Consider the following 16,284-nt stretch of genomic DNA (forward strand, 5'->3'; position numbering starts at 1 on the left):
AGTGACGGCTGTCACATCTCATAGCTCATATAGAAGCCTTAAAAAGGGGCGGTCGTCCAGTTTCGGATTTGTACTCGCCCACCGACACGGCGGACGATCAGTCTTCACTATCCGGAAGTCTAGCCAAAATCTCCTCGGCTTCACGTTTTAAATTGGCAATAACGAAGTGATTCAAGATGGAAACGTTGTGAAGCGCCCGCAAAGAGGCGATAAATTCCGGATCTTCCTGCAGCGCGGTCACGACAAGATCATATGAGTTGTCGCCAAAGGGGTTGAACCCGTGACGCCTGGCGACCGTTGTCGTCGCATCGCGCGCATGGCGCGCAGTGCCGCCTTCAAAATAAACCAAATCCTCGATATTGGCGTAGTAATCCGTAATATCGAGAGCTAGGGTCTCATCCCTCAAAATTGTGATATCTCCGGTCGATCGCAGGGTGCGAAAGGTGGAGTTCTTTTCATTGAATGTCCGCGCCAGAATACCGTAAGTCAGAAAATAGTCGCGCTCATCCTCATCGATGGGAAAAAACTCCGGTGCCGGAATTTTCCTGGCGACATCAATCGTGTTGGAGGGCGCTGACATTTTGGCCTCACGCCGGGGCGGCGCACCGCCCGCATCGGTCAACATCCTGTCAATCACCGTTATGCGCACGCGATGAGCAAGCATCATCTCATCCAACGCAACAACTTCTTCCCTGATTTCGACAGCAAGGTTGTTCAGATATCTGGCTTCGCGCACATGATCCACTCGAGCCGCGTTCCAGTTGCTAACCTGAATACCGATAAAAACGCCGACAACGACAATGACGAAGTCAAGGGCGACCGCCGTCCAGTTCTGCGCTTTGACGTGTTCGGTGATGCGGCGGAGAAGCATTAGTTCTCCCCCAGTCTGGCAAGGCGCGCGACGGCGTTCGCGGCGGAGGAATCATAAGCGGCTCGCAAGGTCTCGGCGTGAGCGCGCTGTTCATTTAGTATGTCGTAAAGAAACGCGGACAGGTTCCGAATCCGCCGGTCGTCGAGCATTTGCGTGTAATCGGAAATATCGTCGCGACGCGACTCTACCTCCGCCCCGTCGAAGTCAATCATATTGCCAATGTGATAGTTTTCGAGGAGAAACTCATCGACCCAGCGATGCTGGAACCGCGCCATATCTGCTTCGTATTCGCGGATCGCCGCAATCTGAACGGTCTGATCGACCAAGGACTGTTGCAACGCTAGATCCCGCAGCACGCCAATCCGTCCGGCATTCTCCAGCGCCTGATAGGTGTTGCGTTGAACATTGAGAAACTGCAGCTCATAAAGTCCAATGCGCATGAGGTCGTCAAAGACCTCGCGTGCGACGGAGTCTTTGTCTGCGTTGGCGAGCACGGCGAGCGCCCGCTGGCGATCAGCGATATGAGCAATGTGCTCATCGAGAAGATTGGTCGATACCGCGATATCCGTTTGCAATGACCTCAGATAGGTCGTTTCCGTCGCACGTTCCTGACGCGCGTCATTCCAGTTCGCGACCTGAATACCGATAAAGACGCCGACAACGACAATGACGAAGTCGAGGGCGACCGCCGTCCAGTTCTGCGCTTTAACGTGTTCGGTGATGCGGCGGAGAAGCATTAACCTGCCCCTTTCACTACGCTTATTCGTCGCCAGCCAGTTCTTTCATGATGACATACCAGTGATCGAGGCCACCATAGAACGCATCCACGGCCAAACGCTCATTGAGGCCATGAGCAAATATATCCGATGGTTTCATCCACGCACCAGAAATCGCCACGGTATCGTACCCCTTAATGCGATAATGCATTCCGTCGGTACCACCTGATTCCATATATGGAATTATCGGGGTATTGAGGCCCCTTGCGGATAATGAAGCCTCAATGGCGGCCATGACCTCGGGCCGCAATTTTGATTCCGGGCTTTCAGTAACGTCAGTCATCAATTCAAATTGAACGGCTTCGTTATCCACTACTTTTTTTAGTTTCTCTTCGACCTCAGCGATACCTACCCCCGGGAAGATACGGCAGTTCACCGTTGCCGTTGCAGATTGCGGCAAGGCGTTTTCCGCATGGCCCGCGCGCAACATGGTCGCAACGCAGGTCGTGCCCGTTGTCCCTACTGTCTCAGGATCATCCCTTAAAATCGCGATTGCTTTTTTATTTTTTGGATTCTCTGAAAAATCCCGCATTGCCTTACCCAATGCGCCGGGAGTGACGGCCCCTGATGCCTTAAATGATGCGAGCGTTAAATCTGAATATCGGACCGGGAATTTGTATTCTTTGATTTTGCGCAGTGCGTCGGCCAAATCATAGATGGCGTTATCTGAACGTGGCCGCGAAGAATGGCCACCAGGATTGGCAACCGTCAATTCGAATGTCGCATAAGTTTTTTCGGCACCTTGAACAGCGTAGAATAATGGCGCGCCATCGTCTGATAGCACACCGCCACCAGCATCGGTATTCAGGACAAATTCCGGATCGATATTTTCGGCCACATAGTCCGCCTGCGCACGGGTACTCACCATTCCGGTTTCTTCATCACCCGAAAGAACGATGACGAAATCACGATTAGGTTTCCAACCTTCTTTCTTTAGGCGGATGAATGTCGATGCGATATTTGTGATGCCATATTTGTTATCCATTGTTCCGCGTCCGAAGAAATATCCGTCCTCTTCGGTCAGGGTAAATGGCGGACGCTCCCAATCGGCTGCTAATGCATCAACAACATCCATATGCCCCAAGATAACAACCGGCTTATGTTTCGACGTACCGTCAGCACGGTAATAGACGATCAAGCCCTGGGTGTGTTCGCCATCGGAATCATAATCTGTAATTTGAATATCTTCATCGGTGAAACCGGCTGACTTAAACTGGTCAGCCAGATACTCGACCATCTCCGGCACTTTTTCCTGACCGCGTGCTGTCCGAATGGAAATTACTTTCTCATAAATTTCCCGAGCGAATTGCTCATGTTCGGACCGGTCCTGCGCAATTGCAGCTGGTGTTAAAAACGAAAACGATAGACCCAATGCCAATGAAATGGTTGAAATATTCACGCTGCTCCCCTCATCTATTGCAACGATATGCCCCGTTCGAGAAGGCACATCATGCGACACCGTAAACCGTTCGGTCCAGATGTCACCATGAACGCTACAAGAGAGCAGCAGACGACGGCACAATTATAAGTTACAGATCCGGTTAGAGCACAACTATTCGACGCCGAGCTTTTTACGCAGCAATTCGTTCACAGCCTGCGGGTTCGCTTTACCGCCGGTTTTCTGCATCACCTGCCCGACGAACCAACCCATGGTTTTTGGTTTTTCTTTGACCTGTTCAACCTGTTTCGGGTTCGCAGCCATAATCTCGTCGATAACCGCTTCAATTGCGCCTGTGTCAGTGACCTGTTTCAGCCCGCGCTTTTCAACGATGTCTGCAGGGTCCGAAGTCTCCTCGCCCGAGAACATCAGCGCAAAGACATCTTTCGCGATTTTACCGGAGATTGTTTTATCTTTGATCAGGTCAAGGAGTTTGCCCAAGCGGTCGGCGCTAATCGGGCTTGCAGCAATTTCGACGCCCTCTTTATTCAGTGCACCAAATAATTCGCCCATGACCCAGTTCGCAGCCATTTTGCCGTCGCGGCCTTTGGCCACTTCTTCAAAATAAGCGGCGCTTGGTTTATCCGCTGCGAGGACTGCTGCGTCATACGCAGAAAGCCCGTAATCGGAAACGAAGCGACGCTTTTTCGCGTCAGGCAATTCAGGCAAGCTAGCGCGGATTTCATCGACCCATGCCTGATCGATTTCCAGCGGTAACAAATCAGGATCGGGGAAATACCGGTAATCATGCGCGTCTTCTTTTGAGCGCATCGTCCGGGTGGTACCGGATTTTACGTCGAACAAACGTGTTTCCTGATCGATTTCACCACCGCCTTCGATCACTTCGATCTGGCGGCGCGCTTCATAATCAATGACCTGACGCACATACCGAATTGAGTTGACGTTTTTCGTCTCGGTCCGGGTGCCGAGATAGCTGAAATCGCCGGTCTCGCGGAATTTCTCGTAATTGCCAGCCGGGCAGACCGAAACATTGACGTCAGCCCGCATGGAGCCTTCTTCCATATTGCCGTCGCACGTACCGAGATACCGAACGATCGTCCGGATCTTGGAGAAATAGGCTGCGCCTTCTTCGGCTGAGCGCATATCGGGTTTTGAGACGATTTCCATCAACGCAACACCCGAGCGATTGAGATCCACATAGGATTCTTTCGGGGCAAGGTCATGGATTGATTTACCGGCATCTTGCTCAAGGTGGAGCCGCTCGACGCCTACCTTGATGGTTTCGCCGTCATCAAGCTCGACCTCAATTTCGCCTTCGCCGACAATCGGGTCTTTATATTGCGAGATCTGATAGCCCTGCGGCAGATCAGGATAGAAGTAATTCTTCCGGTCAAAGCGCGACCAGAGGTTGATTTTAGCGTTTAGACCCAACCCCGTGCGAACCGCCTGTTCGACACAATAGCGGTTAATCACCGGCAACATGCCGGGCATAGCCGCATCAACGAGCGATACATTCTCGTTTGGTCCCGCGCCATATTCCGCTGATGCGCCAGAAAACAATTTCGACTGAGATGAGACCTGCGCATGAATTTCCAGCCCGACAACGACTTCCCAGTCGCCAGTTGCACCCTGCAGCAGTTTTCTTGGTTCCGCGCTCATCTCTTCTTCCTGTTTAAAGTCACAAGCAATCAGGCGGTTTTGCCCGCGCTTTGCGCTTCATGCAAGCCGTTCTGATCAGTCTGTTGCTCTGCGCGAGAAATAACTCGCTGAATCGCGCGGTGAAGCCGCCGGGGATACTGCATTTCGAGATAATGGGTGCCGCCGGGGATGATTTCCAATGCCGCGTCGGCCTCTGGCCCAAGCGCCTCTATGAGGGTTTGAGCATTCGATCGGGGGACGAGCGCGTCGAAATCCCCATGAAGTACCTCAACCGGCTTTTTGAGGCTCGGCAGTGCTTCAAGCACCGGGCCAATCTGCCCCCGCCGCTCGGCAATCTCAGTCCTCACTTTATGCCATCGGTTGGGCACAAAAGGTTCAATCGCGCTTGCGCCGCCGATCTGCTCCAGTTTCAGCGCATAATCATGGGGCTCATCAATGAGCGCCGCCACAGTGACAACACCATGCACCTGATCGGGGAAATCGAGCGCCGCTTTGAGCGCCAGTTCTCCGCCATAAGACACCCCGAGGGTGATAACATTCATATCGCCATAGGGGCCGCCCGGTAGAAACGGCTTCAGGGCCGCAACCTGTTCATTAAAATCGGGATAGACCTTGGTGTGGCCGGTGCCGAAACCCGGCCGGGACAAAACCACCATATCGACCCCTTGGGGCGCGGTGCGCAAAAGCCGGGTAAATAAGAGCCGATTACATGGTGAACCCGGGAAAACGACAACCCGCCAGCGCCCGGACGACGGCAGGTGAAATGCGTCCATATCCAGCGGTTCGGACAAAGGCGCAGTAAAACGGATCTCCCGAAATCGACCAAACATCAGATTTTTTCCTGTCACCAGAAAGGCAAATTGTTTCAAAGTGATTATATGCTACATTAAGGCACTCAGTGGGGAACGGGTCAAAGTATTAAGACGAACTGATAGGATAAAACGTGTCTACTGAGTCAGTACATTCCTTGCGGGATCTAAAAATCCTCGCGCGCGACGAAACCAGGGGCTTCCAATGGCCAACCCTGTTTTTCTCGCTGTTCGTCATTTCCATGACCTTACTCTCGACCGGACTAGCACTTGCCAATGTCATTCCGCTCTGGGTCGGCATGTTAATCAACGGGTTTTTCATGACCCAGGGTTACACCGCCGTACATGAATGCGCCCATCACAATATGAATGGCAAACACCACAAATTGCGGTGGATCAACGATGTCTTTGGCATCGCCGGTTTTTCTTTCACGCTCCATTCTTATACCGTCCATTGCCATGTGCACCGCTTGCACCATGCACACACCAATGACCCCTATCGCGATACGGATTCGTGGGTTTCTGACGCGCCTAATTTGTTTTCTGCGATCCTTCGGTCTTTCGCATTTTATTTCTATACGAATTACCACATTTTCCGCATTTTTCCGCTGGTCAAAAATAAGCGGCGTTTTGTTATCCGCGCGGTTCTTGAAACGGCCATCCCGATTGGGCTTGCCATATATCTTGCGGCCATAGGCTATTGGCAGGAGGTTTTAATCCTGTGGGTAATACCGACCATCATCGCCTTTGCCGGTGTCAGCTTTTTCGTTGACTGGTTACCGCATCATGTCAAAGACAAAACTGATCCGATGAAATCAACCGCGATCCGTGTCCCAACCAAGGGCCTGCGCGGCAAGATTTTTTCGTGGCTTTATAATTTTCACAATTTTCATCTCATCCATCACCTTGTCCCAAGCGTACCGTGGTACGCTCAGGAAAGAACTTTCGCCAAAGCGGAAAAGTTTTTGAATGAGAATGGCGCGCGGATAAAATATCCGAGTGGCGCTTAAGCCCACCACTCTTTCGGACGCGCACTCACCTTCGCGGCCTGTTCCAGCGCATACATGCCCTTGAACATGGTTTCTTCGTCAAACGGCCGCGCCAAAAGCTGAAGACCCAGTGGCAAGCCGTTTTTATCAAAACCTGCAGGCACGGACGCCCCCGGAATACCAGCCAGATTGCCGGTCACCGTAAACACGTCATTCAAATACATCTGGATTGGGTCATTCGACTTTTCACCCAAACCAAATGCGGCAGACGGTGCAGAAGGCGTCAGGATCAAATCGACCTTGCTGAATGCGTCGGTGAATTCGTCGAAGATCTTTTTGCGGACCTTTTGCGCGCGCAGATAATAAGCGTCGTAATATCCCGCCGACAGAACATAGGTCCCGATCAGAATGCGGCGTTTGACTTCGTCGCCAAATCCTTCCGCGCGGGTATTTTCATACATCGACAAAATATCTTCGTAATTGTCAGTGCGGTGGCCATATTTGACGCCGTCATAACGCGCGAGGTTTGACGACGCCTCTGCAGGCGCAACGATGTAGTAAACTGGCAGCGCGTATTTCGTCATCGGCAATGAAATATCGACGATTTCACAACCGGCATCTTTCATCCACGCAATACCCTCGGCCCATAGTTTTTCAATCTCTGCTGGCATGCCATCAAGGCGGTATTCCTTCGGAACGCCGATCTTCAGGCCCTTCACCGATTGCCCGAGGACGGCTTCGTAATCCGGCACAGGCCGATCAACCGAAGTTGAATCTTTCGGATCGTGCCCAGCCATCGACCGCAACATGATCGCCGCGTCGCGTACATCCTGGGTAATTGGCCCTGCCTGATCGAGCGAAGACGCAAAAGCAACAACGCCCCACCGCGAAACCCGGCCATAGGTCGGCTTAACGCCGACGGTCGCCGTCAATGATGCGGGCTGGCGGATTGATCCGCCTGTATCGGTTGCTGTTGCCGCCGCGCAAAGACGAGCGGCCACCGCGGAAGACGAGCCACCGGATGAGCCGCCAGGCGTCAATGGTGTTTCATCGCCTTCGCGTTTCCACGGATTGATGACATTGCCATAAAAGCTGGTTTCGTTTGATGAGCCCATGGCGAACTCATCCATATTGAGTTTGCCAAGCATCACCCCGCCATCACGCCATAGCTGGCTTGTGACTGTCGATTCATAACGCGGATGAAACCCGTCAAGAATATGCGACGCCGCCGTTGTCAGCGTGCCTTCGGTGCAAAACAGATCTTTGATGCCAAGCGGAACGCCTTCGATGGGGCCGCCTTCACCCTTGGCAAGTTTCTCGTCAGAAGCCTTCGCCATCTCGCGCGCTTTATCGCCCGTTACGGTGATAAATGCGTTCAACGGATTAGCGCTCTCAATGCGGTTCAAATATGCATCAGTCGCTTCGAGCGAGGTAATGGATTTGGATTTCAGCGCGTCACGCAATTGAGCGAGCGTCAGGTCAGCAATATTCGTCATTATTCAACAACCTTCGGCACGACGAAGAAATTGTCTTCGGTCTTTGGCGCATTAGCGACGACATTCTCAGGCTGGCCACCGCCGGTAGGGCCGTTTTGAAGTTCGTCATTTCGGAATGGCGTGGATACATCAACCGTAGAAGCCATCGCTTCGACGCCTTCAATATCGACCTCGTTCAATTGCTCGATCCAGCCAAGAATGCCGGAGATTTCCTTGGCGAGCGGCTCAAGGCGCTCTTCCGGTTCGGCAATCCGCGCAAGCCGCGCGACCTTGCGTACAGTGTCCTTATCAACTGACATGAGGCTCTCTTGTTATTTCGCAATAGCGTTGTTGACTATCAATGCCCTGCCCCGCTGGCAAGCATTCTGGTGGACTGATTGCGTAAATCCTTAGCCGTTAACCGCGCTGGCCGCCGCAAACAGATCACCGATCGCCTTTTCGGGGTTCGCATAAGGGGTCCGGACGAAGCGGCGGATTGTATTGGTAAAGTCCACATCCCCGGTCCGTTCAGCGACCAGAGCATAAAAAAGGTCCTCGTCATATCCGGCGTTATCACCGGATTTCGCCACAAACGCTTTCCAGAATGCTGCGGTTGATGTCCCTTCCGCCCGGCTTATGGCCTGCGCGATGACCTGCCCACAGGCATATAATGCACGGTAATCCCCGCGTTTCGCGGCGCTGGCCACAGGTCCATAATAAAGCCGCGCAGTACATTCCCGCTGGGCGCGTGCTTCGTCTTGGGCAAAAGCGTCACCATCCCACCAGCCGGCTGCGACCAGAACTTCTGCTGTAATCGCATCAGCCGCTCCTTCGTGGATCCAGCCGGGGACCTTGTCGTTCAGGGGCCGCGCGCTGGTCTGCCAAAGATGCACCGCTTCGTGGAGGGTCGAATGGGCAAAAATCTCCCGGCCTTTATCCGTGGGATTTTGCCAACCACCGCCCTCCAGCGTGATCTGGATCTGTCCGGGCAAGGCGTCCCCGGCATAGCTGAGTTGACCGTCATTGCTATCGAGCTTCACGGAAATAAATAGATCCGGCTTTTGAATGGGCTCGGCTTCAAACATCGCGGCCAAAGTTTCGAACCCGACGCTGGCAATGTGATTAAATTCGTCAACGATCCATTGCGGCGTATTGGGATCGATGACCGCAATAAATTCGCTCGTCTTAATCGGTTTTTGTGGCCCCAAATACAAAAACGCAGGATGCGCATTAGGGCTTTGCCATGAACGCAATTCCGGCGCAGCGCGCCCTAAGCCAACCACAGCGCCATTGTTTGCTGGAAGTACATCAAACAAGGTTTTCATTCGCTGCCCGTTCGCCAATTTCGGCCAGAAATGTCCCGTATAAATCAGCTGGCCTTGATCGCCATAAGGCGCAAAGGGCTGATAATCTTTGTTCAAACGATTTTCATCGGGCCGAGCATGGATTTCAATCTCGTTAAATTGCCTATTGTCGTCGGGTCGGATTATGCCCTTTTGCGAAATAGAAAATCCCTCGGTCGCGACCGACCATAATCTCGCGCGATAATTCTCAGGTAGCGTTGAGAGCAACAGCGCGTGTTGCGGCTGCGCGAACCGATAGCGAACGGACAGCAACCCATCATCCCGCTGCGCGATGGTAACGCGCGCCGATTGGCTCGGCCTGTCCACCGCAACCAAGCCATAGGCCAACCCGCCCAAAAAGAGCGTGGCAAGAACGCCAAAAATGATAAGGCGATGTCCGCCCATTATGTTTTGCCTTTTTCGACTACAGGCCCTAAGTCGCGCCTTTTAACAAAGGGTGGTACCATTCAGCCATGACTGGACAATTAGAACAACAGGCAGATGCCCTTGGCAGCCACGGTGCCCTTTTGGGGCTGGACTTAGGCGATAAGACCATTGGTGTCGCGGTGTGTGATCCGGCGCGCATGGTGGCAACCCCGGTCGAGACGATTCGGCGGCGGAAATTCACAATTGACGCCACCCGGCTTCAGGAATTAGCCGCTGAGCGAAATGCGGTTGGTTATATTCTCGGGCTCCCCCTCAATATGGACGGATCAGAGGGCCCGCGGGTCCAATCAACCCGCGCCTTCGCCCGCAATCTTTCAAACATCCAGACATTGCCTGTGGCCTTTTGGGACGAGCGCATGTCCACTATGGCGATGGAGCGGGAATTGATCTCGCTCGATACGAGCCGCGCAAAACGCGCTGAAAAGATCGACGAAATGGCAGCAACCTTTATACTTCAAGGTGCAATTGATCGATTGAGGAGCTTATGAAACCACAAATCCTCCGCCACATCATTATCGGGCTATTGCTGATTACCGGCGTATTTCACCTGCTGGTTGCAATGTTCAATGGGGCACCGGGCATGGGCGCAGGGTTAGCGGTTTTCGGATTTATCTATTTCCTCCTCAGCTTTTATGTCCGCAGGGACATTCACGAGAAAAAAGCCTCAAAGAAAAACAAACATCCAGGCAAAAAAGCGGTTGTCGCCGCGGTTCTTGTTTGCGCACTGGGCCTGACTTTGGGCGGATATCAATATTTGCAAATCGGCGGTCCGCTTGCTCTACCCATGATGTTCCTGATCGACATCGCGATTATAGTCGCCGGGATCATGTGGTTGCTGAAAACGCGGCCCAGAACGTGATTGCCGACTCAACAAACACACACTAATGGTCAGAATTTGATGACAGTAAGTGAACGCCCTTCCCCGCCTTCCAGCGGATTTTCCGCGCGCCGCCTGATCGCAATTGACGATCTGAGCGATGACGAAATCCATTATATTCTCAATCTGGCCGAATATTACGCCGGTTACCTCAAACGCGCGGCACCGCCGCCACGGCGACTGGCCGGCAAAACGCAGATCAATCTCTTCTTCGAAGATTCGACGCGGACCAATCTCTCATTCGATCTTGCCGGTAAAAAGCTCGGCGCGGATGTCATAAACGTCCCGGTTTCTGCCTCGTCGGTTCATAAGGGTGAAACACTGGTCGATACGGCGCAGACCCTGAGCGCTATGGGCGCGCATGTGATGATCGTCCGCGCAAAAGAAGAAGGCCTGCATAAGACGCTCGATGAAACGCTGGACTGCCCGGTGGTCAATGGCGGCGCGGGAAAACTCGAACATCCAACACAGGCTCTTTTGGATGCCGCAACGATTTGTTCCGAGTTTGGCACGCTTGAAGGGCTGACAATTGCAATTTGCGGCGACATAAAACATTCGCGGGTCGCGGGTTCCGATGCACGCTTGTTCCGTCGTTTAGGGGCGCAGGTCCGCTTTGTCGGGCCTGAAAACCTTTTGCCGGACAGTAATCAGTTTACAGATATTTCGCGCTTTCACGCTCTCAAAGAGGGGCTTGATAGCGCGGATATCGTCATGGGCCTTCGCATGCAGTTCGAGCGCATGGAAGGTGATGGCCGCGCCCTAGCGCAAGGCTTTTTCGACGAGTTCGGTCTTACCCAAGAAACCATAAGCTATGCGAAACCCTCTGCGCGGGTCATGCATCCCGGTCCGATGAATCGCGGCGTCGAGATTGACGGCGCATTAGCCGATGACCCGGAGCGCTCGCTCATTTTACGGCAGGTCTTTTATGGCGTTGCCACGCGCATGGCGTGCCTTGATGCGCTCATAACCAAGGGGATCTAATGTCTATCATTCTCCCTGCCCTTATCGGTTATCTTCTCGGCTCTATTCCGTTTGGTCTGGTCATTACAAAACTGGCGGGACTGGGTGATATCCGCAATGTGGGCTCCGGCAATATTGGCGCAACGAATGTCTTGCGCACGGGCCGAAAAGACCTCGCGCTTGCGACGCTCCTCCTTGATGGCGGGAAAGGCGCAATTGCGGTTTTCATCGCCCTTGCTCTTGGATGGCGGCCCGAAGTGGCAGGTGCGGCGGCGTTTCTCGGGCATTGTTTTCCGGTGTGGCTAGGGTTCAAAGGCGGGAAAGGCGTTGCGACCTTTATGGGGACCTTATTCGCCCTTAATCTGATCGCCGGACTATTCGCTGGTGCGATCTGGCTCAGCGTTGCATTCCTTTTGCGATACTCATCGCTCTCTGCATTGATTGCCGCAGCGGCGATGCCATTCGTTCTTTTTGCCTTAGGCCTTCCGACCTATGCGATTGCCGCGCTGTTTATGGCGATGCTCATTTATATTCGTCACAAAGAAAATATCGCGCGGCTAATCAGCGGCACGGAGCCAAAGATCGGCGCAAAGAAAAGTACTGCGTAACGTGCTCAGCGAATTTGAAACGCTCGACTGGCTTCAACTGATCCGCACGCCAAATATCGGGCCGGTTACGTTTCATCGCTTGATCGCCAAATATGGAACCGCGTCCGATGCGCTCGCCGCGCTTCCCGAACTTTCGCGCAAAGCTGGCCGTAAAACCCCATTCAAAGCATCAGACCGCGCGGACGCCGAACGGGAATTGAAACGCGCAGACAAACATGGCGTTCGCATTATCGCCGCCTGTGACGAAGATTACCCGCAAGCGCTTAAAGCAATCGCTGATCATCCGCCCGTCCTTTATGTTCGTGGTCACGTCTCGCTATTCGAAAAACCCGGTATCGCAATTATCGGCGCACGCAATGCATCAGGCGTAGGGCGAAAGATTGCGCGCATGTTAGCGACTAACCTCGGCGAGGCTGGCTATACAATTATCTCCGGTCTCGCGCGGGGCATAGACGGTGCTGCTCATGCCGCTTCGCTTTCGAGCGGCACGATCGCTGTCGTCGCTGGCGGCGTTGATGTCATCTATCCGCCTGAGCATGACACGCTGACAGAAAATATCGCCAGTCAGGGAGCGGTGATTTCGGAGTGCCGCATGGGCGCGACACCCACGGCGCGAGATTTCCCAAAACGCAACCGCCTGATTTCCGGATTGTCACGCGGCGTTATCGTGGTCGAAGCGGCTGCGCGATCCGGCACATTGCTGACCGCAAATTTCGCCCTCGATCATGGCCGCGAAGTTTTCGCTGTTCCGGGCTCACCGCTCGACCCGCGATGCCAAGGGGCCAACCGTTTAATCCGTGATGGGGCAACTTTGGTCGAAAGCGCCCAAGACGTGATCGATGCCTTGGCGGCCCAAACCGGCGGCATGAACGACACCGGCCGAGATCTATTTGATTGGGCTGAGGCGGATGGCCTCGACGAACCTGACCCAGTTGAAATGGTCACGCTGCGCAAGCAACTGCTTGAAATCCTGAGTTTCACACCCCTTCACCGTGACGAAATCAGACGCGAAGTGGATGCGCCGCCGGGGATCGTCGCGGATATTTTGCTCGACCTCGTGCTGTCTGGCGAAGCGGCCGAACATCCCGGCGGAAGATTTTCCTTAAATGCAGAAGAATGATTAGAAAGCCGAGAGTGGGCTTTGCCATTGCTCAAATTATAGATCGCAAATTAGTTATAACCTATTGATATAATGCGATATTTTTGATCATAGCTAGATCAAACCTAAAGGGTGTCACCCGGCGCAAAAGACGCAATAATCGTCGGCCTTTTCCCCATATTCTGCCATTACGATATTCGCCTTACAGTTGACAGGCCCCCTGCGAGCGCCGCATAGGGCCCGCCAACCATTATTTCCGTTACCTGGTTCCGGGGACAGTTCCTGCATGCAAGTGGTCATCGTCGAATCGCCATCCAAAGCGAAAACTATCAATAAATATCTGGGGTCGGGCTTTAAGGTCCTCGCCTCTTACGGGCATATCCGAGACCTTCCGTCAAAAGACGGCTCGGTCAAACCCGATGATGACTTCTCGATGGTCTGGGAATCCGACACCAGTTCCAAAAAGCGGATGAACGAAATCGCTGCGGCCGTAAAAGGTGCAGACCGGCTCGTTCTCGCAACTGACCCCGATCGCGAAGGAGAAGCGATCTCGTGGCACCTGCTCGAAGCGTTGAGCGATAAAAAGGCGCTCAAAGATGTGCGGATTGACCGGGTCGCCTTTAATGCGATTACGAAAACCGCTGTTCAGGAAGCGATGGCACACCCGCGCGAGATCGATAGCAATCTCGTGGATGCCTATCTGGCGCGGCGCGCGCTTGACTATCTCGTGGGCTTCACGCTCTCGCCGATCCTTTGGCGCAAATTGCCGGGCTCTCGCTCGGCCGGTCGTGTGCAATCGGTGGCGCTGCGCATCATCTGTACGCGTGAACTGGAAATCGAAACTTTCGTTCCGCAAGAATATTGGTCGGTTAAGGCGCAGGCTAAATCAGGCACTTCGGTTCCGTTCGAAGCACGCCTTGTTCTTCATAATGGAGAGAAGGTCCAGAAATTCACCCTCGGCGACGAAGCGGCGGCAATGGCCGCGAAAGCCGCTGTTGAGAACGGCACATTCAGCGTCGATGCTGTTGAGGCGAAACCGGGCAAGCGCAATCCACCCCCGCCCTTTACGACCTCTACCCTTCAGCAAGAAGCCGCACGGAAGCTCGGGTTTAATGCCCAGCGCACCATGCGAACGGCGCAGAGCCTATATGAAGGCATCGACATTGGCGGAGAAACCACCGGCCTTATCACCTATATGCGTACTGACGGCGTTGATATGGCCTCCGAAGCCGTACAGGACGCGCGGCGCTGTGCTGGGGCGCAGTTCGGTGACAGCTATGTGCCGTCCTCCCCGCGCATGTACAAATCCAAAGCGAAGAACGCTCAGGAAGCGCACGAATGTATTCGCCCGACCTCCTTCGCCCGCACGCCAGAAAAGCTGCGCGGATTAAACGATGACGAGTTCAAACTTTACGATCTGATCTGGAAGCGCGCTATCGCCAGCCAGATGGAATCAGCACGCCTCGAAAATACGACCATCGACCTTCTCTCTGCGGATAAGAAAACCGGACTACGCGCAACGGGGTCGGTCATTCTGTTTGATGGCTTTCTCGCGCTTTATGAAGAAGGTCAGGACGATCAGGAAAACGAAGATGGCGGCGGCGTCCTGCCGAAGCTCACTGTTGGTCAGGGCGCTGACATCAGCAATGTCAATGCGGACCAACATTTCACACAGCCCCCGCCCCGTTATTCTGAGGCGAGCCTTGTTAAGCGGCTCGAAGAATTGGGCATTGGCCGCCCTTCCACTTATGCTTCCACACTGACGACCTTGCGCGATCGCGGTTATGTCACCATGGAGCGCAACCGCTTTATCCCGGATTCAAAAGGTCGGATCGTAACGGCATTTCTGGAAAACTATTTCCGCAAATATGTCGAATATGATTTCACAGCGGATCTTGAGCAAAAGCTTGATGAAATTTCTGCCGGTGAAGCAGACTGGAAAGCGTTTTTGCGGAATTTCTGGTCAGAATTCCACGCAACCGTCGAAGGGATCGGCGAGCTTCGCATTACCGAAGTGCTCGATGCCCTGAACGAATCCTTGGGGCCTTTGATCTTCCCGAAAAAAGAAGACGGTTCCGATCCGCGCGCTTGCCCGAATTGCGACGATGGCCGCCTTTCGTTGAAAACCGGCCGCTTTGGTGCATTCATCGGTTGTTCCAATTACCCTGATTGTAATTACACGCGGCAACTAACGGCGCTTGGCGAAGGCGAAGACCCTGCAGAAAATTCAGACCGCGTATTGGGCCAAGACCCCGAAACTGGTCTTGATGTCTGGCTCAAGGTTGGCCGCTTCGGCCCCTATTTCCAGCTCGGTGAGCCGGAAAAGGGATCAAAGGAAAAACCGAAACGGGCAAGTCTTCCGAAAACATGGAGCCTTGACGACGCTGATCTTGAAAAGGCGTTGATGATGCTTTCGCTGCCGCGCGAAGTTGGTCCGCATCCAGAAGATGGCCAGATGATCGAAGCTGGTCTTGGCCGCTATGGCCCCTTTGTCAAACATGGCAAGACATACGCAAATCTCGAAAGCATCGATGAAGTTTTCGAGGTCGGCATCAACCGTGCCGTTACATTGATTGCGGAAAAAATTGCCAATCCGCGCGGCCGTAAAGCGGCAGCGCCCCTTAAAGAATTGGGGCCACATCCGGTCACGGGCGAGCCAGTCAACGTCATGAATGGCCGTTATGGACCTTATGTCAAACACCAGAAAACCAATGCGACCCTACCGGCCGGCGTCGAGCCAGAGGCAATTACGCTTGATCATGCGGTTGAGCTAATCACCGCGAAAGAAAAGAAACCGGCGAAAAAGAAGGCAACGAAGAAGAAAGCCACCAAGAAAAAGGCCACGAAAAAAACAACCAAGAAGGCCACAACAAAAAAGGCTACGAAATCCGCCGATTAAGAAGCGATGCTTAAATTCATCAACAACATCGAATGCCGGGCCGATGCCCGGCATTTTTGTATGGGCGGCGCTG

Annotated in this window: 15 protein-coding genes; 7 read left to right on the top strand and 8 right to left on the bottom strand. The window is 53.5% G+C overall.

Translation table 11 applies throughout. The features are described from left to right. Positions 1–97: 97 nt before the first annotated feature. The 5 genes from ABFZ83_RS05430 to ABFZ83_RS05450 all read right to left on the bottom strand — a co-directional run bounded on the left by ABFZ83_RS05430 (position 98) and on the right by ABFZ83_RS05450 (position 5,535). Positions 98–871: a DUF6090 family protein gene (locus ABFZ83_RS05430; protein ID WP_411818416.1), complete on the bottom strand. Its 774-nt coding sequence runs from the start codon at positions 869–871 to the stop codon at positions 98–100. Then, complete coding sequence (locus ABFZ83_RS05435) at positions 871–1,608, bottom strand: hypothetical protein (RefSeq protein ID WP_411818417.1); 738 nt, start codon at positions 1,606–1,608, stop codon at positions 871–873. The genes ABFZ83_RS05430 and ABFZ83_RS05435 overlap by 1 nt, the downstream gene beginning before the upstream one ends. A gap of 22 nt (positions 1,609–1,630) precedes the next feature. Beyond that, entirely contained in the window at positions 1,631–3,046 is a 1,416-nt protein-coding gene (locus tag ABFZ83_RS05440) for a M20/M25/M40 family metallo-hydrolase (RefSeq protein WP_411818418.1), read from the bottom strand. Positions 3,047–3,199: 153 nt separating this feature from the next. After that, positions 3,200–4,705 carry an Asp-tRNA(Asn)/Glu-tRNA(Gln) amidotransferase subunit GatB gene (gene gatB / locus ABFZ83_RS05445; RefSeq protein ID WP_411818419.1) on the bottom strand — a complete coding sequence of 502 codons (1,506 nt, stop codon included), beginning with the start codon at positions 4,703–4,705 and terminating at the stop codon, positions 3,200–3,202. A gap of 29 nt (positions 4,706–4,734) precedes the next feature. Further along, the gene (locus ABFZ83_RS05450; RefSeq protein ID WP_411818420.1) at positions 4,735–5,535 is read right to left on the bottom strand and encodes an alpha/beta fold hydrolase; all 801 of its coding nucleotides are present in this window, start codon (positions 5,533–5,535) and stop codon (positions 4,735–4,737) included. A 113-nt stretch (positions 5,536–5,648) separates the two neighbouring features. Here ABFZ83_RS05450 and ABFZ83_RS05455 point away from each other — a divergent pair, with 113 nt between their 5' ends. Next, entirely contained in the window at positions 5,649–6,524 is an 876-nt protein-coding gene (locus tag ABFZ83_RS05455; protein ID WP_411818421.1) for a fatty acid desaturase family protein, read from the top strand. Here the strand turns inward: ABFZ83_RS05455 and gatA are convergent. The 3 genes from gatA to ABFZ83_RS05470 all read right to left on the bottom strand — a co-directional run bounded on the left by gatA (position 6,521) and on the right by ABFZ83_RS05470 (position 9,726). Then, positions 6,521–7,999: an Asp-tRNA(Asn)/Glu-tRNA(Gln) amidotransferase subunit GatA gene (gene gatA, locus ABFZ83_RS05460; RefSeq protein ID WP_411818422.1), complete on the bottom strand. Its 1,479-nt coding sequence runs from the start codon at positions 7,997–7,999 to the stop codon at positions 6,521–6,523. The two genes, ABFZ83_RS05455 and gatA, sit on opposite strands and share 4 nt — an antisense overlap. Continuing rightward, positions 7,999–8,298, bottom strand: coding sequence for an Asp-tRNA(Asn)/Glu-tRNA(Gln) amidotransferase subunit GatC (gatC, locus tag ABFZ83_RS05465; protein ID WP_411818423.1), 300 nt, complete (start codon positions 8,296–8,298; stop codon positions 7,999–8,001). Before gatC ends, gatA begins: the two co-directional genes overlap by 1 nt. A gap of 90 nt (positions 8,299–8,388) precedes the next feature. Continuing rightward, complete coding sequence (locus ABFZ83_RS05470) at positions 8,389–9,726, bottom strand: hypothetical protein (protein ID WP_411818424.1); 1,338 nt, start codon at positions 9,724–9,726, stop codon at positions 8,389–8,391. A gap of 68 nt (positions 9,727–9,794) precedes the next feature. Here ABFZ83_RS05470 and ruvX point away from each other — a divergent pair, with 68 nt between their 5' ends. From ruvX to topA, 6 genes are all read left to right on the top strand, one after another. Then, positions 9,795–10,256 (top strand): Holliday junction resolvase RuvX, encoded by a 462-nt coding sequence (ruvX, locus tag ABFZ83_RS05475; RefSeq protein ID WP_411818425.1) that lies wholly within the window; start codon positions 9,795–9,797, stop codon positions 10,254–10,256. Continuing rightward, positions 10,253–10,627 carry a hypothetical protein gene (locus ABFZ83_RS05480; protein ID WP_411818426.1) on the top strand — a complete coding sequence of 125 codons (375 nt, stop codon included), beginning with the start codon at positions 10,253–10,255 and terminating at the stop codon, positions 10,625–10,627. The genes ruvX and ABFZ83_RS05480 overlap by 4 nt, the downstream gene beginning before the upstream one ends. 39 nt (positions 10,628–10,666) lie before the next feature. After that, on the top strand, positions 10,667–11,626 hold the full coding sequence (locus ABFZ83_RS05485) for an aspartate carbamoyltransferase catalytic subunit (protein WP_411818427.1): 960 nt from the start codon (positions 10,667–10,669) through the stop codon (positions 11,624–11,626). Beyond that, complete coding sequence (plsY, locus tag ABFZ83_RS05490) at positions 11,626–12,213, top strand: glycerol-3-phosphate 1-O-acyltransferase PlsY (protein WP_411818428.1); 588 nt, start codon at positions 11,626–11,628, stop codon at positions 12,211–12,213. The genes ABFZ83_RS05485 and plsY overlap by 1 nt, the downstream gene beginning before the upstream one ends. A 1-nt stretch (position 12,214) precedes the next feature. Continuing rightward, positions 12,215–13,333, top strand: coding sequence for a DNA-processing protein DprA (gene dprA, locus ABFZ83_RS05495; RefSeq protein WP_411818429.1), 1,119 nt, complete (start codon positions 12,215–12,217; stop codon positions 13,331–13,333). A 265-nt stretch (positions 13,334–13,598) separates the two neighbouring features. Beyond that, complete coding sequence (topA, locus tag ABFZ83_RS05500; RefSeq protein ID WP_411818430.1) at positions 13,599–16,211, top strand: type I DNA topoisomerase; 2,613 nt, start codon at positions 13,599–13,601, stop codon at positions 16,209–16,211. Positions 16,212–16,284: the final 73 nt, after the last annotated feature.

The organism is Hyphococcus formosus (assembly GCF_046736345.1).
Classification (GTDB): Bacteria; Pseudomonadota; Alphaproteobacteria; order Caulobacterales; family Parvularculaceae; genus Hyphococcus; species Hyphococcus formosus.